General features: G+C 67.3%; 18 protein-coding genes. 2 read left to right on the top strand and 16 right to left on the bottom strand.

What is annotated here, in order from left to right:
- Positions 1-89 precede the first annotated feature (89 nt).
- Positions 90-881 (top strand): hypothetical protein, encoded by a 792-nt coding sequence (locus BKA23_RS17995; RefSeq protein ID WP_246104563.1) that lies wholly within the window; start codon positions 90-92, stop codon positions 879-881.
- Between the two features lie 91 nt (positions 882-972).
- Here BKA23_RS17995 and BKA23_RS10150 read toward each other — a convergent pair whose 3' ends face one another.
- The 6 genes from BKA23_RS10150 to ftsZ form a co-directional block, all read right to left on the bottom strand.
- Positions 973-2085, bottom strand: a complete 1113-nt coding sequence (locus tag BKA23_RS10150) for a DivIVA domain-containing protein (RefSeq protein WP_145227660.1) — start codon at positions 2083-2085, stop codon at positions 973-975.
- An 87-nt stretch (positions 2086-2172) separates the two neighbouring features.
- Entirely contained in the window at positions 2173-2451 is a 279-nt protein-coding gene (locus BKA23_RS10155) for a YggT family protein (protein ID WP_145227662.1), read from the bottom strand.
- 61 nt (positions 2452-2512) lie between these two features.
- Positions 2513-3025: a cell division protein SepF gene (locus BKA23_RS10160; protein WP_145227664.1), complete on the bottom strand. Its 513-nt coding sequence runs from the start codon at positions 3023-3025 to the stop codon at positions 2513-2515.
- A gap of 68 nt (positions 3026-3093) precedes the next feature.
- Positions 3094-3813 (bottom strand): YggS family pyridoxal phosphate-dependent enzyme, encoded by a 720-nt coding sequence (locus BKA23_RS10165; protein ID WP_145227666.1) that lies wholly within the window; start codon positions 3811-3813, stop codon positions 3094-3096.
- Complete coding sequence (gene pgeF, locus BKA23_RS10170) at positions 3810-4547, bottom strand: peptidoglycan editing factor PgeF (RefSeq protein WP_145227668.1); 738 nt, start codon at positions 4545-4547, stop codon at positions 3810-3812. Before pgeF ends, BKA23_RS10165 begins: the two co-directional genes overlap by 4 nt.
- Before the next feature lie 41 nt (positions 4548-4588).
- Positions 4589-5818 (bottom strand): cell division protein FtsZ, encoded by a 1230-nt coding sequence (gene ftsZ, locus BKA23_RS10175; protein ID WP_145227670.1) that lies wholly within the window; start codon positions 5816-5818, stop codon positions 4589-4591.
- Between the two features lie 410 nt (positions 5819-6228).
- Between ftsZ and BKA23_RS10180 the strand changes: the two genes are divergently transcribed.
- Complete coding sequence (locus BKA23_RS10180; RefSeq protein ID WP_170226455.1) at positions 6229-7350, top strand: TlpA family protein disulfide reductase; 1122 nt, start codon at positions 6229-6231, stop codon at positions 7348-7350.
- Between the two features lie 309 nt (positions 7351-7659).
- On the opposite strand, the gene murC is transcribed toward BKA23_RS10180, so the two are convergent.
- The 10 genes from murC to mraZ form a co-directional block, all read right to left on the bottom strand.
- A complete protein-coding gene (gene murC, locus BKA23_RS10185) occupies positions 7660-9093 on the bottom strand; it encodes a UDP-N-acetylmuramate--L-alanine ligase (protein ID WP_145227674.1) in 1434 nt (477 codons plus the stop codon).
- Positions 9094-9116: 23 nt separating this feature from the next.
- Complete coding sequence (murG, locus tag BKA23_RS10190) at positions 9117-10232, bottom strand: undecaprenyldiphospho-muramoylpentapeptide beta-N-acetylglucosaminyltransferase (protein ID WP_145228442.1); 1116 nt, start codon at positions 10230-10232, stop codon at positions 9117-9119.
- A gap of 89 nt (positions 10233-10321) precedes the next feature.
- A complete protein-coding gene (gene ftsW / locus BKA23_RS10195) occupies positions 10322-11620 on the bottom strand; it encodes a putative lipid II flippase FtsW (RefSeq protein ID WP_246104564.1) in 1299 nt (432 codons plus the stop codon).
- A complete protein-coding gene (murD, locus tag BKA23_RS10200; RefSeq protein WP_145227676.1) occupies positions 11617-13158 on the bottom strand; it encodes a UDP-N-acetylmuramoyl-L-alanine--D-glutamate ligase in 1542 nt (513 codons plus the stop codon). Before murD ends, ftsW begins: the two co-directional genes overlap by 4 nt.
- Entirely contained in the window at positions 13155-14252 is a 1098-nt protein-coding gene (gene mraY / locus BKA23_RS10205; RefSeq protein WP_145227678.1) for a phospho-N-acetylmuramoyl-pentapeptide-transferase, read from the bottom strand. The genes murD and mraY overlap by 4 nt, the downstream gene beginning before the upstream one ends.
- Positions 14249-15640: a UDP-N-acetylmuramoyl-tripeptide--D-alanyl-D-alanine ligase gene (locus BKA23_RS10210; RefSeq protein ID WP_145227680.1), complete on the bottom strand. Its 1392-nt coding sequence runs from the start codon at positions 15638-15640 to the stop codon at positions 14249-14251. Before BKA23_RS10210 ends, mraY begins: the two co-directional genes overlap by 4 nt.
- Positions 15637-17379: a peptidoglycan D,D-transpeptidase FtsI family protein gene (locus BKA23_RS10215; RefSeq protein WP_246104565.1), complete on the bottom strand. Its 1743-nt coding sequence runs from the start codon at positions 17377-17379 to the stop codon at positions 15637-15639. The genes BKA23_RS10210 and BKA23_RS10215 overlap by 4 nt, the downstream gene beginning before the upstream one ends.
- Before the next feature lie 123 nt (positions 17380-17502).
- Positions 17503-18162 carry a cell division protein FtsL gene (gene ftsL, locus BKA23_RS10220; protein WP_145227682.1) on the bottom strand — a complete coding sequence of 220 codons (660 nt, stop codon included), beginning with the start codon at positions 18160-18162 and terminating at the stop codon, positions 17503-17505.
- The gene (gene rsmH, locus BKA23_RS10225) at positions 18159-19142 is read right to left on the bottom strand and encodes a 16S rRNA (cytosine(1402)-N(4))-methyltransferase RsmH (protein ID WP_145227684.1); all 984 of its coding nucleotides are present in this window, start codon (positions 19140-19142) and stop codon (positions 18159-18161) included. The genes ftsL and rsmH overlap by 4 nt, the downstream gene beginning before the upstream one ends.
- 161 nt (positions 19143-19303) lie before the next feature.
- The gene (gene mraZ, locus BKA23_RS10230) at positions 19304-19738 is read right to left on the bottom strand and encodes a division/cell wall cluster transcriptional repressor MraZ (RefSeq protein WP_145227686.1); all 435 of its coding nucleotides are present in this window, start codon (positions 19736-19738) and stop codon (positions 19304-19306) included.
- Positions 19739-19951: the final 213 nt, after the last annotated feature.

Consider the following 19951-nt stretch of genomic DNA (forward strand, 5'->3'; position numbering starts at 1 on the left):
TGGTCGAACCCTTTCGGTTGGTCGTGGGGGCAGCAGTTGCGGCCGGGGCAGTCTTGACAGGTGCTGCCTTTTTCGCCGGTGCAGTCTTCTTGACCGCAGCCGTCTTCGCCCGTGCCGTTGGTGCAGCAGCGGTCTTCTGCGGCGAGGCAGTCGCGGGGGCAACGGCTTTCTTTGCCGAAGCCGCCTTGTGTGCGGGAGTCTTTTTCGCGGGAGTCTTTTTCGCAGAAGCCTTCTTCGCAGAAGCCTTCTTCGCAGGAGCCTTCTTCGCGGGCGCGGATGTCGCGGCCGCTGCCTTCGTGGCGGCGGTGGCCCTGGGCTCGACGATCGCCTTTGCCGCGGTCTTCTTTGCTGCGGTCTTCTTTGCTGCGGTCTTTTTGGCCGGAATGGCCTTCTGCGTGGCCTTCTTGACCGGTGCGGCTCTTTTCACCGTTGCAGTTGCAGGTGCTTTTTTGGTCGGCGATGTCGTCGCAGCCGTTTTCTTCGCCGCAGCCGATTTCTTTGTGGGCGTCGACTTCGTCGCTGCCGACTTCTTCGCTGCCGACTTCTTCGCTGCCGACTTCTTAGCAGCTGCCTTCGTCACCGCGGCCTTCTTCGCCGACGCCGTGGTCGCAGTGGCGGGCTTGGTAACGGTCGCCCCCTTGACGACAGCCTTCACAGCGCTCCCAGGCGCAGTCGTGGCCTTGGACACTGCCCCCGTGGCTTTTCGAAGTGCAGACGTCACCCGAGACCGACGGCCGGAGTCGCCACCGGCGTCCGTCTGCTTGTTCACAGCCATCGATTCCCTTCCGGTTCGGGCGTGCGAACGAGGTCACACATCCGAGAAGTTGGTTGCCCACCCGAGTCGACGGGCTGGCCGCAGAATAAGGGATTCTCGCGGCTGAGCGGGGCTAAACGAGCGAGGCAACCGGCCAAACGCCGCGTGCGGTGCCCACCATAACTGATGGGCACCGCACGCAGACCGGGGTACTGCGGTCAGTCCTTGTGCGAACCGCCGTCGACGGCCGTGTGGTCCAGTTGGGTCAGGTGACCCTCGATGTAGCCACGCAGCTTCGTGCGGTAGTCGCCTTCGAACGCGCGCAGCTGGTCGATGTCCGAGGTGACGCGGTCGCGCTCAGAATTGAGCTCGGCAAGGATGGAGTTCTTGCGCTCCTCAGCCTCACGGACCATCTGCTGGGACCGTTCGGTGCCGGTGCGCACCAACTCCTCGTGCTTGTGCTCGCCTTCGGTGATGAGCTCGTCATGGCGCTGCTGAGCCGAAGACACCAGTTCGTCGCTCTTTGTCTGCGCCGAACGGATCATCTCGTCGCGCTGCGAGTTGGTCTCACTGATGACGGTGTCGTGGTGCTGCTGTGCCTCGGTGATGAGGCGGTCACGCGTGGTCTCGCCCTCGCGGACGTGCTCGTCGTGCAGACGCTGCGCCAGCGCGATGACGCCCGCAGCGCTTTCCTGCGACGGAGCAGCACTCGCGACGGCCGCGGCCGGAGCAGCAGATGCCTGCTCGACGGGCGCGCTCGGCGCCGCCGCCTTGTCGGCGTTCTGACGCTGAGCCTCTGCCAGTTCTTCGCGGACTCGCTGGAGCTCCTGCTGGGCGTCGGCCAGCGCCTTCTGCGCCTTGTCCTGTTCGGCCTTGGCCGAAGCCAGCTCCTGTTTGGTCGTCGACAGCTCAGACTGAGCCGACTTCAACTCGGCCGTGGCGTCGGCCAGGCGGCGCTGGGATTCGGCGAGCTCGGCGCGGGCGGCCTCGACTGCCTTGGGGTTCGGCATGGCTGTGGTCTCGTCCGTGTCGGACGCACCCTTGCCGAGGCTGACGGGGGTCAGCGCCGGGACGCTTGAGGCGGATCCGGCGGCAGGAACGTTGGCTGCGGGGCTGGTCACATCGGCGTCGCCACGACCGGCGACACCCTTGGAACGGCGGCAGTCATCGAGCTTACCGGTGAGATCTTCGTTCTCAGCGTTCAGCCGACGCAGCTCCACGACGATCTCGTCGAGGAAGTCGTCCACCTGGATTTCGTCGTAGCCACTACGACCGAAACCCTTGGGTTTGGTGAACTCCTTCTTGACTACGTCTTCAGGCGTCAACGCCATGTGTGCACCTCAAGTAGAGAGTAGGAGTAGCAGCGACCCCCGCAGCGGGGCGAGGCACACTGCCGACACTCGGATGAGTGCCGTGGTTCACCTTAGGATACCGAGCAACAAGAAGACACCCAGCATCAGCACCAGAAAGGCCAGGTCGATCTGCACCTGGCCCAGACGCAGCGGGGGCAGGATCCGGCGCAGTAGGCGAAGGGGTGGGTCAGTGATGGTGTAGGCGCCTTCGGCGACCACCAGCACCACACCGCGAGGGCGCCACTGGCGCGCGAAGACCTGCACCCAGTCGAACACGAGTCGCGCCAGCAGCGCGATCAGGAACAGGTAGAGAAGCAGCGCGACGACGCCGAGGACTACCGACATACAGACCAGTCTGCGCTATCCGGATCGATGGACCGACCACCGCCCCGGGCGGCGACGCCGGTCAGCTCTGGTTGAACAGACCGCGGCCACCGCTGGTGCGGGCTGCATCGGGTCCGGTGGTGCTGACCTCCACACCGGAAGGCGACAGCAGGAAGACCTTGCTGGTCACCCGCTCGATCGTGCCGTGCAGGCCGAAGACCAGACCGGCAGCGAAGTCGACGAGACGCTTCGCGTCGTTGTCGTCCATGTCGGTGAGGTTCATGATGACCGGGACACCGTCGCGGAAGCTCTCGCCGATGTCCTTGGCCTCGTTGTAGGTGCGCGGATGAATGGTGTTGATACGGCTCATGGCCCCGGCCTCTTGGTCGAACGACACCTGCGAAGCAGGGGTCTTGTGGAGTTGGGTGACAGGCGCCGGCTCGCGGTGGTTGTCCTCGACCGGATAGCCGCTGTCAGTGGCAGTGTCGAAACGCTCGTCACCCCACTCGTCGGAGTATTCATCATCGCGGTAGTGCGAGTCGGCCTCGGCCAGTCCGAGGTATTCCATTGTCGCGCGCAGCTTGCCACTAGCCATTGAACAAACTCCTAGATCGCGGCCCCCGAAGGGCCAGCACGGTGTGCGGTGGTCGGTCGCGAATGACGCTACCGGGCAGCAGGGCGAGAACCCAGGATTGCGCTACCGACACGCAGGTGTGTCGCACCGGCGTGAATCGCAGCCTCCAGATCGCCGCTCATTCCCGCCGAGATCCACCCCGCTTCGGGGTGCTGCGCACGTATGTCGTGGGCCAGCGTGGCGAGGCGCTCGAAGTGCGCGGCCGGGTCCTCACCCAGGGGTGCAACGGCCATGACACCGCGCAGTCTCAGGTGGGACAGCTCGGCGATGGCGTCGGCGAGTTGCGGGGCCGCATCGACGCTGACGCCGCCGCGGCCCTGCGCACCGGAAAGGTCGACCTGCATCAAGACCTCCAGCCGGCGGTCATGCTCGCCTGCGGCGCGGTCGAGTGCACCGGCAATCTTGCTGCGGTCGACCGACTGCACCACGTCGGCATACGTCGGGACGTGGCGAGCCTTGTTGGACTGCAGTTGACCGATGAAATGCACGGTCAGGCGCCGGCGGACCTGCTCAGGCAGGTCGGCCATCTTGGCCGCGGCCTCCTGGTCGCGATTCTCGCCGATATCGGTCACCCCGAGATCGGCCAACCGGCATACGTCAGCTGCCGGGAAGTACTTGGTGACCACGATCAGGTGCACGCTGCTGCGGTCACGGCCCGCGTCACGACACGCGACGGCGATGCGCTCCTGCACCCGGGCAAGTGCAGAGCGGAGCGCCTCGACACGGGACGGGTCGGTCTCGTCGGTCACGGCGCGGCGCTCTCGATCAGCACGACCCCGGCGAACCGGCCGGTCGCATGGTCGTCGCGATAGGAGAACAGCCGCTCACTCTCGCGGGTGCAGCCCGGCACCCAGGTGACCGGCACGTCGCGAGCGGACAACTGCTGCACCACACCTGCAGCCACGTCGATCGCCGGTGTGCCCGTCCAGCTCACCGTGCGGCTGGCGGGGCTGACCGATGCCGCGGCGTCCTGCATCTCCCGCGGCACCTCGTAGCAGCGACCGCACACCGAAGGGCCAACAACGGCAACGGGACTCGCGGCGCCGAGAGCGCTCATCGCATCGAGAGCGTTGTCGACGATGCGCCCCGTCATACCCGGCCGGCCGGCGTGCACCGCCCCGATGACGCCGGCGTGCGGGTCGGCGAGCAGCACCGGGGTGCAATCCGCGACGAGCACACAGAGCGCCACGCCGGAGCGGTCGGTGACCATGCCGTCGGCGTCGGGCGAGCTCAGATCGGCCGGAAGCACGGCGACTTCAGTGCTGTGGGTCTGGTGCATGAGCACGAATGACGCAGGGTCGACTCCGACAGCGCGGGCGACCCGGGAGCGGTTCTCGCGGACTCGCTCAGGGTCGTCGCCGACGTGACCGCCGAGGTTGAGGGAGGCCAACGGGCCCTGGCTCACTCCACCGGCGGAATCGGTGAAGCCGAAGGTGATCGCCGGCTTGCCGGCGACCTCGAGACGGTCCTGCCACCACCACATCGCGGCTCAGCGGGTGGCGTCGGACAGCCGCAACGGCCTGCTCACTTCAGGAAGTCGGGGACGTCCAGGTCTTCGCTGTCGTCGAAGGTGACCTCGCGCGGCGGGCGGCTGCTCGGTGCCTGCTGCACCTGACCCGGTGCGGTGGCCGGAGCCGGAGCAGCCTCCGGCCGCTGCTGCGGTGCCTGCGCCTCGACCGCCGGTGCGCTCTGGACGGGGGCCTGAGCCTGCGGTGCGTCCTGACGTGGGGTTGCGGGCTGGGCGGCGGGAGCCTTCGGGCCACCCTGGATCTGCCCGAGCGCGCGGTCGTCGGTGCGCTTGGTGGGTGATCCTCCGTCGAAGCCGGCCGCGATGACGGTGACGCGGACCTCGTCCCCGAGGGCGTCGTCGATGACGGCACCGAAGATGATGTTGGCCTCGGGGTGCGCTGCCTCCTGCACAAGACGGGCTGCCTCGTTGATCTCGAACAGACCCAGGTCGCTGCCACCCTGCACCGACAGCAGCACGCCCTGCGCACCGTCGATGCTGGCTTCCAGCAGCGGAGACGAGATCGCGAACTCGGCCGCCTGGACGGCGCGGTCCTCGCCACGGGCCGAACCGATGCCCATGAGCGCCGAGCCGGCACCCTGCATGACCGACTTCACGTCGGCGAAGTCGAGGTTGATCAGACCCGGCGTGGTGATCAGGTCGGTGATGCCCTGGACACCGGACAGCAGCACCTGGTCGGCACTGTGGAAGGCATCGAGCATCGAGACGTTGCGGTCGCTGATCGACAGCAGCCGGTCGTTCGGAATGACGATGAGGGTGTCGACCTCGTCGCGCAGGGCGTTGATGCCCAGGTCGGCCTGGTTGGCGCGGCGGCGACCTTCGAAGGTGAACGGCCGGGTGACCACACCGATGGTCAGCGCGCCCAGGCTCTTGGCGATCTTGGCGACGACCGGAGCGCCACCGGTGCCGGTGCCGCCACCCTCGCCGGCGGTCACGAACACCATGTCGGCGCCCTTGAGGACCTCCTCGATGTCCTCGGCGTGGTCTTCGGCGGCCTTCTTGCCGACCTCGGGGTCGGCGCCTGCGCCGAGGCCACGGGTCAGCTCGCGTCCGACCTCAAGCTTCACGTCAGCGTCACACATCAACAGCGCCTGCGCGTCGGTGTTGATGGCGATGAACTCCACGCCCTTGAGGCCGACCTCGATCATCCGGTTGATGGCGTTGACGCCACCGCCGCCGATGCCGACGACCTTGATGACAGCGAGGTAATTCTGCGGAGTTGCCACGAGGTTGGAGCCTTTCCGGGGCTAGACGAAGCGTGTCATGACGACGCGGGCCGGACTTGGAGTCGTGGTGCCCATTGCGCCATCACGTCGATGATCGTTGCTCACCGGCAGTTGCCCTAACCGACACACCGTGCCGACCGACGCTATCCACCCGAGAGCGTTATCCACGGCATCCTACGGTGGTCGAGGCACTCCTAGCGACTATCAACGTCTCATTGAAGGTGAACCCGTTGACGGGTGTGGCGACAGCCGTTTTCGACGACGGGTGCTCCTGCACCGGACGGCCGCAGTCGGTAGCTGCCCGACATACGGCTCGGATACGTAGACTCGACGGCATCCTTGGCACGGCGGCTGGCACGACCCGTGTGAGCCACGGGTGAGATGACACGTCGGAGCGGAGACGGATAAGCGTGCAGTGGTTCGCAGCAGCGTGCACCTGGCTGGTCGGCACCGTGCTCATCGCGAGCGGCACTCTGAAGATCGGGACAGCCACGGCCTTCCGGATGTCGCTCACGCGGTTCGGGCTGCCGCAGTTCATCCACCGTGACGAACGCTTCGCGCGGGCCTTCCCTTTTGTCGAGATCGGGCTCGGACTCGGGACCGTGCTGGTGCCCGCGCCGTGGCACCAGATCTTCACCGTCGCCTCGCTTGCGCTGTATGTCGGGTTCCTGGTCCTGGTCGTCCGCGTGGTGCGACGCAAGCAGGCCGTCTCGTGCAACTGCTTCGGCGGCATCGGCGACGACTCGGTCGATCGGCGGACGATCGCGCGGAACAGTGCGCTGGTGCTGCTCGCGGTGATCGCGGTCGTGTTGCACGACTCCCCCGCCAGCGTGCTCGGCGACCGCTCTGCCTGGCTGTATGCCGTTCCGGCCGTCGTCTCATGTGCCCTCGCCGTCGGCCTCGTGATCTACCGGGGATTGCGCGACCGCCGACGCAAGGCACGACAAGTGAGGTCGCTGACGGTGACCGATGCCGATGGTTCGCCGATGCTGATCAGCGAGTTCCAGGATCCGCCGACATATCTGGTGTTCTTCTCCGCCTTCTGCGGATCGTGCTCGGCGTTGGTAGAGGAGTTTCGTTGGTGGCCGCACGTGACCAACGGCGGTTTCGACGTGCAGCCGGTGTTCATGGGGCCACCGACCGACTACCTCGAGCACCCGGCGTTCGCCGAGGTTGCGCCATACGCGTGGTTCGACGTCGACAGGTCCGTCTCGCTAGCGATGGCTGTCTCGGCCACACCGGGCGCGGTGCTGGTGGATGCGGAGCACCCGCTGGGGAAGAAGATGAGCCTTGGTGCGTACCAGGTGCGTGAACTGGTCGTGGACCAGACCAAGGTCGATGTCGCAGTCGCGGAAAGCGGCAGTGACGCGCTCACGACAGACGCGGCCGGGGCCGACGCACGTGCGAGTGACGCTCGCGACGGTGATGTGACCGACGGGGATGCGACCGACAAGGATGCACAGGGCACCGCGTCTGCGATGGCTGCGACTGACGATGCCTCGCCGGAGCAGGTCGTTCGAAGCACCACCTGATGCACCAGCCTTGATGCACATCGCCGAATCGGCGACTTAGAGATTGCGCGGGTAGGTGCTCGGTGTGGCGCCCACCGTATCCGCCATCGCCCTCCGTCAGTCGCCGAATCGGCGACGTACGGGTGCCCGGGCTGCCCCGGCACAGCGAGTGCATGGTCGAGATGACGATTACTTCCCAGTATCGCGACCGCGACCGGAAGTAATCGTCTTTCTAACCACGCCAGCGTTGCTAGCGTGTCGTATGTGGCGGGTGGCAGTCACCGCACCACGCGAGGGTCCTCATCGCCGCCGAATCGGCGAGTTATCGAGTTATCGAAGGTCGGGCCGCGTCGCCAGCGCATCCAGAATCTGCGGGCCGAGCGTCGTCACGTCGCCGGCGCCCACCGTCAGGACGAGGTCACCGGGTCGCACCCGTTCGGCGACCGCCCGGAGGGCATCGGCGTGGGTCGGCGCGTAGACAGCTTCGGCGCCGTCGATCCGATCGGTCACGAGTTCGCCGGTGACACCTGCGACCGGCGCTTCGCGCGCGGCGTAGACATCGAGCACGATCGCTACATCAGCAAGGGACAGCGCTTCGGCCAGTCCGGCAGCGGCGTGCTGGGTGCGCGAGTACAGGTGCGGCTGGAAGACGACGATGAGGCGACCACCGTCACGCAAGGCGAGACCGGTGCGCACCACCGCTTCGACCTTGCCGGGGTTGTGCGCGTAATCGTCGACCACGCGAACTCCGGCCGCGGACCCGCAAGGTTCGAATCGCCTTGCTGTTCCTTGGAATTCGGCAAGTCCGCCCACGACCGATGCCGGGTCGACCCCGAGGCCGGCACTGAGCGCAAGCACCACCCCCGCGGCATTGAGCAGGTTGTGCGAGCCCGGCACGCGCAGGCGCAGGGCAAGCCGTTGCCCCTGGTACAGCAGAGTGCCGTGCCAGTCGAAGGCACCACCGCCGTCGTCGACCAGACGCAGGTCGGCGTCGACGCTCCGCCCGTAGGTCAGCACCCGCGTGCCCGCAGCTCGCATCCGCTCGCCGAGCCCCGCCGAGCCGTCATCGTCGGCGCAGACGACCAGCAGGCCACCGGGGCGGACGGTGGCGGCAAAATCGGCATACGCCTCGTGCAGCCTCTCGGAACTGCCGTAGAAGTCGAGATGGTCGTCTCGCACATTGGTCACGATCGCGACGTGCGGGTGGTAGACCAAAAACGAACCGTCGCTCTCATCAGCCTCGACGACGAACGAATCCCCTTCACCGACACCGGCATTCGCCCCAAGGCCGACGATCGGTGCTCCGATCGCGTATGACGGGTCCGCCCCGGCCGCGCGCAAGGCGACCGTCGCCATGGCGCTGGTCGTCGTCTTGCCGTTGGCACCGGCGACCGCCAGCGCACCACGACCGGCCATCAGCATCCCAAGAGCCTGCGCCCGGTGCAGCACCGGCAACCCGCGCTCCTGCAGGCGCAGCAATTCCGGATTGTCGGGCGCGATGGCCGAGGAGATGACCACCCAGGCGTCCGCCGGGACCAGGTCCGCTGTAGCGGCGCTCTGACCGATCGTGACGGTCGCGCCGGCGGCACGAAGGTCGTCCAGCGTTGCGCTGTCGGCGCGGTCGGAGCCGGACACCTCGATGCCGCGCGCCAGCAGCAGCCGGGCGACACCGGACATGCCGGAGCCGCCGATGGCGATCAGGTGCGCCCGGCGGACATCGGTGAGAGGCGGCAGTTCCGCGGTGAAATCGAAGCGGGGATTCACCCCGTCAGGGCAGCTCGCGTCGGTCACGATCGCGCCGCCGCCGACACGGCCTCGTGGATCATCGCGACGAGCTTCTCGTCCGCTTCGCCATGACCTTGCGCTCGTGCAGCCGCACCCATGAGTGCCAGGCGATCGGCGTTCTTGGCCAGTGGAATCACTTGCTGCACAACGTAATCGGCGGTGAAATCGGCATTGTCGACGACGATCGCGCCACCTGCATCGACAACGTCGGCACAGTTGAGTCGTTGTTCGCCGTTGCCGATCGGCAGCGGCACGAAGACAGCGGGCAGTCCGATGGAGGCCGTCTCGCAGACCATGTTCGCGCCGGCGCGCGTGACCACGAGATCGGCTGCGGCGTAACACAATTCCATCCGGTCGGCATACGGCAACACGACGTATGCCGCATCTCCCCCGTCAGGCTTCGCGGCCGTCGCACCGGCGTCCGGATCGAACTCCTTGCCGCGACCGGTCACGTGCAGCACCTGCACACCGGCGCTGCGCAACGCCGCGACCGCGCCGGCGAAGGCCTCGTTGATGCGCGCGGCGCCCAGCGAACCGCCGGTCACGAGAATCGTCGGCATCGCGTCGGTCAGACCGAACTCGCGCAAGGCCTCCGGACGCAATGCCGCGCGGTCGAGACCGGTGATCTCGTGGCGCAGCGGCATACCGAGCAGACGGGCGCCGGGCAGCTTCGTCGCAGAGAACGTCGTGGCGATGAAGGATGTGAAACGTGCGCCCAGGCGCGTCGCGAGACCGGGACGGGCGTTGCCCTCGTGCACCACGATCGGCACGCCCGCACGACGGGCCGCCAGGAACGCCGGCGGGCAGACATAGCCGCCGAACCCGACCACGACATCGGCTTCCGCGTTGCGCACCACGTCGGTGGCCTGCCGCACCGCGCGACGAAAGGTCAGAGGGAAGCGCAGCGCCGCGAGGTCGGGGCGACGCGGAAAGGCTGCCTTCGGGATGACCTTGAGGTCGTACCCGCGTTCGGGGACGATCGTCTCCTCAAGGCCGCCAACCGACCCGACCACGGTGATGCGGACGTCGGGATTTTCGCGGCGCAAGGCATCGGCGGTGGCCAGCAGAGGTGAGATGTGGCCGGCCGTTCCACCACCGGCGAGGACGACCGAGGTCAGGGCCGCGGCATCCGATGATCGCGCAGGAACGACACCGTCGCCGGATCGAGCACTGCTGTCGGTCCCACCGTGCTCAGCTGCGGTGTCGCTCACCGACGCCCCACCGGCAGGACGGCCAGTGTCCGCTTGACCGCGTTCGGCCGGGCTGCAAGAGCTTCCTTGCACGCCGGCTCGTTGCGGGCGAACGAGATCAGGATGCCGAGGCCGAGAAGTGAGGTCACCAGCGCCGATCCGCCGGAGGACACCAGCGGCAGCGGAACGCCGATGATCGGCAAGAGGCCGGTCACCGAACCGATGTTGATGATGGCCTGAGCGAGGATCCAGGTGATGATGCCGGCGGTCGCGATGCGCACGAAGAAGTCTTTGCTCGTCACGATCAACCGGTAGCCCGCATAGCCGAGAGCGACATACAGCGCGACGACGGTCAGGGTGCCCGGTAGACCGAGTTCCTCGCCGATGATGGCGAAGATGAAGTCGTTGTGTGCCTCGGGCAGCCAGGACCACTTCTCGCGACTGGCCCCCAATCCGACGCCCCACCAACCACCGTCCGCCATGGCGTAGAGACCGTGGACCTTCTGCCAGCAACCCGTCGACTGTGCGTTGGAGCAGGTGCCGAGCCAGGACGACAGTCGCCCGGACCGGTTGGAGTTTGTCGCGACGAAGGCGGCCGCACCGGCAGCAGCCAGCGCGGCGAAGCCTGCGAAGACGCGCATGCGCACACCGGCCACGAACAAGATGGCGCCCAGGATCGCGGCCAAGACCATCGTCGTGCCCAGGTCGTGCCCGGCGAGCACCAGGCCGAGCAGGACGATCGCCACGGGAAAGATCAGCGGGATGATCACGTGCCGGGATCGGCCGATGAGCTTGCGTTTGCGGGTCAGGATGAGCGCTCCGATCAGCACGAGCGCGACTTTGCCGGCCTCGGACGGCTGCATGGTGAACGAGCCGAAACCGATCCAGTTGCGGTTGCCCTGCACCGTGCGACCGAGCGGGGAGAAGACCAGCATCTCCAGCAGGACGGCACCGATGAACGCCGGCAACGCCAGGACCTTCCAGACACGCACCGGCATCCGGCTGGCGCACGCGGCGACGATGACGCCGAGCACCGCGAAGATCGCCTGGTTGTTGAACACCGTGTATGGCGATCCGCTGGCTTGGTACGACGTCACACTCGAGGCGGACAGCACCATGACCAGCCCGAAGGCCACCAGTAGCGAGGTGGCGCCCAGCAGCAGGTAATACGGAGCGACGGGCGACTCGAGTCGTTCGAGCAGGATGCGCGGTGACAACGGATTGCCGGCCGACTCCTGCATCGAGGCATCTGTGACACGCGGACTCCGCGGTGCTCCGGCAGCGCCGGAGGTCGCGCGGGTGGTGGTTGCGCTCACTGCGCGCCGCCGGCCAAGTCGCGCACCGCCGCGGCGAAGGCGTCACCGCGTGCTCCGTAGTTGTCGAACATGTCCATCGATGCGGCCGCCGGTGCCAGCAGCACCACATCACCTGCTCGTGCGTGCTCGCTCGCTGCGCGGACTGCCTGGGCCATGGCCCCAGTTTCGGTGCTCGAGATGTCCACGACCGGGACATCGGGCGCGTGTCGCTGCAACGCCTCGCGCAAAAGGCCACGATCACGGCCGATGAGCACGACCGCGCGCAACCGGGATGCCGCATCTCGCACCAGGTCGTCGACGTCGGCGCCCTTGAGCAGGCCTCCGGCGATCCACACCACCGAGTCGAGCCCGGCGATCGACGCCGCAGCCGCACCGGTGTTGGTGGCCTTGGAGTCGTCGACGTAGCGCACGCCGTCGATGGTGGCGACGGTCGAAACGCGGTGCGGCTGCGGTTGGTAGTCGCGCAGGCCGTCACGCACGGCGACCGGACCCACGCCATACGCACGTGACAGCGCACCCGCGGCCAGGGCGTTCGCCACATAGTGCGGAGCCGGCGGGGTGCCGTCCGGGCCGACGAGGTCGCTGAGGTTGGCGAGTTCGGCGGCATTGCGCTGCCTGTCCGGCACGAACGCGCGGTCGGCCAGGACGTCCTCGACCAGGCCCACCATCGAGGGAGCGGGGGTCAGCATGGTGAAGCCGACCGCCCGACATCCGTCGACGACTTCGGCGTCCTCGAGCAGGTGTTCGGTCGTGTGGTCCTGGACGTTGTAGATCGCCGCCACCTGCGTGCGGTCGAAGATGCGACCCTTGACGCGGCGGTACTCCTCGAAGGACCCGTGCCAGTCGAGGTGGTCCGGCGCGACGTTGAGCAGGCACGAGGCGTATGGCGAGATGCTGCGTGACCAGTGCAATTGGAAGGTCGACAGCTCGACCGCGAGAACGTCATACGGCTCGGGGTGCAGCACGGCCTCAAGGATCGGCAGCCCGACGTTTCCGGCGGCAGTGGCGCGCAGGCCGGCCGCGCGCAGGATCGACTCCAGCATGGTGACAACGGTCGTCTTGCCGTTGGTGCCGGTCACGGTCAGCCAGGGCGCAGCGCCCTCCTTGGCGCGCATCCGCCACGCGAGTTCGACCTCGCCCCAGACCGGGATCTGCGCCGCAGCCGCTGCCTGTAGGAAGGGGTTGACCGGCGGCACACCCGGCGAAGTGACCACCAGATGGGTGCCCGGCGGCGGGGCGTCCGGCACGTCGTCCCCGAAGATCACTGTTGCGTCGAGCACCTGCAGGATCTGCGCACGCTCGAGCATGAGGGGGGTGCTGTCACGGCTGACCACCGTCACGGCCGCGCCGCGTTCGAGCAGCGCGTCGGCCGCCGCGAAACCGCTGAGACCCAGACCGACGACGACGACCTGCAGACCGGACCAGTCGGCGTCACGGTGCGTCAGCCGGCGCAACCCGCCCTGCGGCTCGTATGCCGGATCGACCGGCCACAACTCCCCGTCGGCGGACGGCTGACCCTGCGAGGGGTCGGTCGTCATACGCCGACCACCCACTCCGCGTAGAAGAGGCCGAGTCCGAGCGCGACGCACAGTCCGGCGATGATCCAGAACCGGATGGTGACGGTGATCTGCTCCCACCCGAGCATCTCGAAGTGGTGGTGGATCGGGGTAATGCGGAACAGCCGCTTGCCGACGCCACCGTTGCTGCGTTTGGTGGCCTTGAAATAACTGACCTGCAGGATCACCGAGACGGTTTCCATCACGAACAGGCCGCCGAGGATCACCACGAGCAACTCGGTGCGGGTCATGATCGCCAAACCGGCGAGCGCACCACCAAGGCCCAGGGAGCCGGTGTCGCCCATGAAGATCTTGGCCGGAGAGGCGTTCCACCACAGGAACCCGAAGCAGGACCCCATCACGCACGCCGCGACGAGCGCCAGATCGAGCGGGTCGCGCACGTTGTAACACTTGCTGGAGAAGTTGAACTGGCAGTTCTGATTGAACTGCCACACGCTGATCAGGACGTAGGCACCGAAGACCATCACCGAGGCGCCGGCCGCCAGGCCGTCGAGGCCGTCGGTGAGGTTCACACCGTTGCTGGTGCCGGCGATCATCAGGTTGGCCCAGACCACGAACAGGATGAGTCCGATGACGGTGCCGTGGAATGCGAGGTTCATCCAGGTGTCACGCACGAACGAGATGCGATAGCTGGCCGGAGTGATCCCGCCACGGGAGAACTTCGTGGCCAGAACCGCGAAGATCACCGCCACCAGCGTCTGCCCCGCCAACTTCTGCCAGGAATTCAGGCCGAGCGAGCGCTCGTGCGAGATCTTCGTCCAGTCGTCGAGAAATCCGACGAACCCGATCCCGACCATCAGGAAGAGAACGAGCACCCCCGAAACCGTAGGGGCGTCCCAGGTGAACAGGTGCGCCAGCGCGTAGCCCAGCACGGTGCCCGAAATGATGACGATGCCGCCCATCTGGGGCGTGCCGCGCTTGGTGTGGTGGGTGGTCGGGCCGTCGTCGCGGACGAACTGGCCCCAGCCCTTGCGCTTGGCCAGCGTGATGAAGGAACGGGTGCCGAGAAGCCCGATGATGAGCGCGATCGTCGACCCGATCAGGACTGCCCTCACTGGGTGATCTCCCCACCTTGCTCGACTGTGATCCGGTCGCCAAGGTAACGCAATCCCGAGTCTCGGCTCGACTTCAGCAGCACCACGTCCCCGGACACCAGCAGGTCGGAGAGGAGGTTGTGCGCCTGCTCGACGTCGGCGACCTGGTGCACGCGCACTCCGCCCAGCGCCGCCGCAGCGGCGATCGGAGCCGCGCCCGTGCCAACGGCAACCACGTCGGTGACGCCAAGGGACGCCGCAGTCTCGCCGACGCCACGGTGCGCGGCCTCGGACTCGTCGCCGAGTTCCAGCATCTCCCCCAGCACCGCGACGGTGCGGCGCTCGCCGGCCATCTGGGCCAGTGCATGCAGCGCTGCCTTCATCGAGTCCGGATTCGCGTTGTAGGCGTCGTTGACCAGCGTGACACCGGTCGGCAACTGGTGGACTTCCATCCGCCACCGGCTGACCGGTCTGGCGGACTCCAGCGCACGCGCGATGGCGGCTCCGCCGAGGCCGAGTTCATGTGCAGCCACCGCGACGGCCAGCGCGTTGCCGACCTGGTGAGCGCCATACAGCTGAAGGCTGACCGGCAACGGCCCCTCGTCGGCGAGACCGACGATGGTGAACCGTGCCCGGCCGGAGTCGTCGAGCACGACGTCGTCGCACCGCACGTCGGCGTCCGGAGCCTGACCGACACGTATGACGCGTGCGGTCGTCTGCCGTGCCATCGCCGACACGCGCGCGTCGTCCGCGTTGAGGATGGCCAGACCGCTCTCGGGCAACGCTTGCACGAGTTCGGATTTGGTGCGTGCGATCGCCTCGACCGAACCGAACTCGCCCAGGTGCGCGCTGCCGACATTGAGCACGATGCCGATCGTCGGCGGGGCGATGCGGGTGAGATAGGCGATGTGGCCGACACCCGATGCGCCCATCTCGGCGACCAGGAAGTCGGTACTCGGTGTCACCCGGCACACGGTCAGCGGCACACCGACCTCGGAGTTGAGCGAGCCTACGGGCGCCACCGTCTCGCCCACTGTCGCAAGCACCTGCGCGAGCAGGTCCTTGGTCGTCGTCTTGCCGGAGCTGCCGGTGATGCCGATGACACGCAGCCGGTCGGCGCGCTCGATCACCTCCCGCGCCAGCTTGGCGAAGGCCTCTTGGACGTCGTCGGCGACGAGCGTGGACATCCCGTCCACCGGCCGCGAACCGAGCGTCGCCACAGCTCCCGCAGCCGCAGCGGCCGGAGCGTAGTCGTGCCCGTCGGCGACCTCGCCGATGCGGGCGACATACAGGCTGCCGGCAGCAGCCTCTCGCGAGTCGGTGACGACAGGGCCGTCGATGAGTTGGTCGGGGCCGTGCAACTGCGCGCCGGTGACGGCGGCGATCTCGGAAAGTCTCAGCGGGATCATTTCTTGCTTGTGATCGAGGGGTCGAAGGTCAGCGGGTAGGGCGCCGCCTGCGAGCCCGTTGGCGGAACCTTTCCCTGTTGCAGCGCGTAGGTCATGATCTGCGAGAACGTCGGCGCGGCAACCGTCCCACCGTAGAAGCTGCCCTTGGTCGGCCGCTGCAGGGTCACCGACACGATGTACTGGGGGTCGTTCGCCGGTGCAAAACCGATGAACGATCCCGTGTAACCGTTGTACCGGCCCAGCTGCTGGTCATACCGGTTGGCGGTTCCGGTCTTGCCGGCGACCGAGAAGCCGGCCACGTCGGCCGCCTCTGCGGTGCCGGTCTTGCTGACGACACCCTCAAGCATCTTGGTGAGCTCGGTCGCGACCGATTGTGAGATGACGCGCTCGCTGCTGCCGGTGGCAGCCGGCTGGAAGCCCTTGGCCGTCTGCACGCCCTTGACCAGCTTGACCGGCTCCTTCACCCCGCCATTGGCGATCGTCGCGAAGATCGAAGCCTCCTGGACCGCCGTGATCGCCAAGCCCTGGCCGAACAACACGGTGTACCGCTGGGTGCCGCTCCAGTCCTGGTATGGGTCGAGTTGACCCGCGGACTCGCCGGGGTATCCGGATGCGGTCGGGGCGCCGAGCCCGAACTTCTTCATATAGCTGTAGATGGTCGAGGCCGGTAGCTTGCCGCCCTCCTCCATGGTGCCGATGTTGGAGGACTGCGCAAGGACCCCGGACAGGGTGAGGTACTCAGTGGGGTGCGGCTCCGCGTCGTGGAAGATGGTGCCCGCGCGGGCCAGCGTGTTGGGCACAACCACCGGTGTCGTCGGAGTTGCAACACCCTGCGACAGCAGCGCGGCCATCGTGATCACCTTGCTGGTCGAGCCGGGCTCGTAGGACTCGGTGAACGGACGCGAGGTGAAGGTCGTGCCGGTCGCCTCGGCCATGTCGTTGTTGTCGAAACTCGGGTAGGACGCGACCGCCAAGAGGTTCTGGTTCTTGTCCATGACCACGACATCTCCCGACAGCGCGCCATACTTGTTGACCGCTGCGGCGAGGGCGTTCTGGGCGTACCACTGGAGATTGTTGTTGATCGTCAGCTCGACGGTGCCGCCGTTGACCGCGGGGGTGTCCTTGTTGTCGCCGGTTGCGATCTGGGCTCCGCTGGGGGATTGCTCGTAGAGGTGCACGCCGGGCTTGCCATTGAGCGCCGCCTGTTCCTGCAGTTCCACGCCGCCGCCGGGCTGGCCGCTGGCGTCGACCCAGCCGAGCAGCGGCGCGAGCGCGGTGCCTTGGGGGTAATCGCGCTGCTGGGTGCTCTGGCTGTAGATGCCCGGTATGCCGAGCGCGTTCACAGCAGCCCATTGCTGCGGTGTGACGTTCTTGGCCAGATAGGTGAAGCGGGACTTCACCGCGTAGGCCGACTGCATGGCCGCCAGAATCGGCGCGGACTGCCCGTTGATCGCGGTGGCGATGTCCTGCGCTGCCCCGGCCAGGCCGACGTTTTGCAACGATCCGTTGACCGTTTTGGTGTAGGTCACGGTGGCCGTCGGATCGTCGGTGATGTCGTATCGGGTGACGCTGCTGGCCAGAACCGTGCCGTCGCTGCTGACGATCTCACCGCGCAGTGCGGGAATCGTCTGCTCGTGCAGCCGGGAGTCGAGGGCCTGCGCGGAGACGCTGGCCGCGTCGAAACCTTGAATGCGCAGCAACTGGGCGGCGAAGAGGCTGAAGACCATGAGCGTGCCCACGAGGAGGACCCGGGCACGTCGTCGTGGGTGCCCCACTTTCGGGTCTGCCCCTACCGGTCGCCCGCGCACAGGCTCATTCTTGGGTCGAGTCGGTCGCGTGCCCGGACGGGACGTGCTCACGTGTCACCTCGTGCTGGTCGTCTTCGGAGTGGGCTTCGCGGAGTGTTTCGGCGACGTCTTCGCGGTGCTTCCCGGCGTGGTTGTCGGGGAGGGCGAGGACTTTGCCGGCGTCTTGGTGGTCGTCTTTGCAGCAGCCTTCGGCGGGTTCGGGGTCACCAGGACTCCGAGGCCACCAGCGAAGACAGCGCCGTTTGCGGTCTGTGACGCCGGTGTCGAAGGCAGCGTGTCCACCGTAAACGGCGAGCCGGTTCCGGCGTTGTTCGCCACGCCGAGCACCTTGCCGGTTGCGCGGTCGACGTAGCGCACCTGCTTGGCCGGGCCGAGCCCCATTGCGGTGGCTCGGCGGGCGAGGTTCTCCGGTGAACCGAGCAGGTCGACGTTGGAGGAGAGTTCCTGCTGGACGTCCGCCAGCGATGCGGACCGGGCCTGCAGGTTGGCGATGACGAACGACTGCTGGGCTCGGTCGGTGTTCAGCACCAGCAGGCTGATCAGGCCGCCGGCGAGCAGCACGACGCACAGCAACACGAAACCCACACCGCGATGCTCCGGCGCTTCCGCCGTCGGCACGGCGTGCAGCCGGGGTCGGGTTGCGGCGACGGGTGCCGGGCGTGCCGGCAGTCGGACCGGGCGGGCGGTGCGCGCGGAGGCCGTCATCTGGCTCATCGGTTCGATCCCTTCGTGGAACGGATACGTTCGGCAACACGCAGCCGCGCTGAGGCTGCGCGCGGATTGGTCTCGATCTCGTCGTCATCGGGTTGTTCGGCGCCGCGGGTGATCAACCGCAGGTATGGCGCGTGCTCCGGCAGTTCCACCGGCAGTCCGGGAGGCGCGGTGCTGGTGGCGCCGGCGTGCAGCGTCTGCTTGGTGATGCGGTCCTCCAGTGAGTGGTACGACAACACCGCAACGCGTCCACCGACCGCGAGCGCGTCGATCGCACGCGGGAGGGCCTCGCGCCATACCTGCAGTTCGGCGTTGACCTCGATCCGCAGGGCCTGGAAGGTGCGCTTGCCCGGGTGGCCGCCGGTGCGTTGTGAGGCCGCTGGAATCGCCTCACGCAGGAGTTCGACCAGCCGCCCGGAGTTGGTGAACGGCTCGGCCCAGCGCTCACTGACGATCGCACCGGCGATCCGCCGGGCGAAGCGCTCCTCACCGAACTCGCGCAGGATGCGTTCGAGCTGGTCCTGCGGATAGGTGTTGAGGACGTCCGCTGCCGTCCGTCCGGCGCTCTGGTCCATGCGCATGTCCAGGGGCGCGTCGACGCTGTAGGCGAAGCCGCGGTCGGTTTCGTCCAGTTGCAGCGAGGAGACACCGAGGTCGAACAACACCCCGTCGACCTGGCCCACCCCGAGTGCGGCCAGGTCGTCGAAGGCTTCGTCATACACGGCGTGCACCGGACGAAACCGGTCGCCGTATGACGACAGCCGCTCCCCCGCCAGCGCCAAGGCTTCGGTGTCGCGGTCGACGCCGTAGACGGTCACGCCGCCGAATGCCGCCAGGATCGCCTCGGTGTGTCCGCCCATGCCGAGGGTTCCGTCGACGAAGACGGCGCCGTCACGCTGGAGCGCGGGAGTGAGAAGTTCGGTGATGCGGTCGCGCAGCACCGGTGCGTGCCGGTCGGCGGCGGCCCCGCGGTCGGGGCTCATCGGCCGGGACGGATCTGCGGGGTGGCCATGGTGGGTCCGGTGATTCCTGGTGGAGTTCTGGTCCTTGGTCCCCAGCCGCTCCGCCCGCCTGAGGAACTCGCTCCGACACCGGGGAAGGTGTGTCGGCGTGAGCTCGCTGGAGAGCGGTTGGAGGCCGAAGATCAGAACAAACCGCCAGGAATCACCTCCTCGCCCTGCTCGGCGAACTCGTCTTCTGTCGCAGCAAGGAAGTCGTTCCATGCCTGGGAGTCCCAGACCTCGACCCGGTTGCCGGTGCCGATGACCGTGCAGTCCTTCTCGAGCCCGGCGTACTCGCGCAGCACCGAGGGGATCGTGACCCGGCCCTGCTTGTCCGGGAAGTCGTCGGTCGCGCCGGACATCATCACGCGCTGAAAGTTGCGCGCAGCCCGGTTGGTGACCGGCGTTTCGTTCATCTGCGCGGTCATCCGCTCGAAGTCGGCCAATGCGAAGACGTACAGGCAGTGCTCCTGCCCACGAGTGATGACCAAGCCGGCGGCGAACTTGTCGCGGAACTTCGCCGGAAGGAAGAGCCGGCCCTTTTCGTCCAGACGCGGGTTGTAGGTACCCAGAAACATGCACGGCACCTCCCTCCTCGCGCTCCGCCGCTCACCAACAGACACCACTTTACTCCACTTTCCCCCACCTGTCTGCATCAGGATCGGTCAAATCCTCCTTTGTTCCGGTGTTTTCGCAGGTCAGAGGCGGTGGGGTGAAGTGGGGTGTTTCGACCGGCCGATCGAGCTGTATGCCGGTGGCCGGATCAGCGCGCGCTTCTCTGAGGGGCCCGC

The organism is Rudaeicoccus suwonensis (assembly GCF_007829035.1).
Taxonomy (GTDB): Bacteria; Actinomycetota; Actinomycetes; order Actinomycetales; family Dermatophilaceae; genus Rudaeicoccus; species Rudaeicoccus suwonensis.

Coding starts and splice junctions, on each gene's coding strand:
- BKA23_RS10150 (WP_145227660.1), bottom strand. CDS start 2,085: ATGGCGTTGACGCCTGAAGACGTAGTCAAGAAGGAGTTCACCAAACCC.
- BKA23_RS10155 (WP_145227662.1), bottom strand. CDS start 2,451: ATGTCGGTAGTCCTCGGCGTCGTCGCGCTGCTTCTCTACCTGTTCCTG.
- BKA23_RS10160 (WP_145227664.1), bottom strand. CDS start 3,025: ATGGCTAGTGGCAAGCTGCGCGCGACAATGGAATACCTCGGACTGGCC.
- pgeF (WP_145227668.1), bottom strand. CDS start 4,547: ATGTGGTGGTGGCAGGACCGTCTCGAGGTCGCCGGCAAGCCGGCGATC.
- murD (WP_145227676.1), bottom strand. CDS start 13,158: ATGACGACCGACCCCTCGCAGGGTCAGCCGTCCGCCGACGGGGAGTTG.
- BKA23_RS10210 (WP_145227680.1), bottom strand. CDS start 15,640: ATGATCCCGCTGAGACTTTCCGAGATCGCCGCCGTCACCGGCGCGCAG.
- ftsL (WP_145227682.1), bottom strand. CDS start 18,162: ATGAGCCAGATGACGGCCTCCGCGCGCACCGCCCGCCCGGTCCGACTG.
- rsmH (WP_145227684.1), bottom strand. CDS start 19,142: ATGAGCCCCGACCGCGGGGCCGCCGCCGACCGGCACGCACCGGTGCTG.
- mraZ (WP_145227686.1), bottom strand. CDS start 19,738: ATGTTTCTGGGTACCTACAACCCGCGTCTGGACGAAAAGGGCCGGCTC.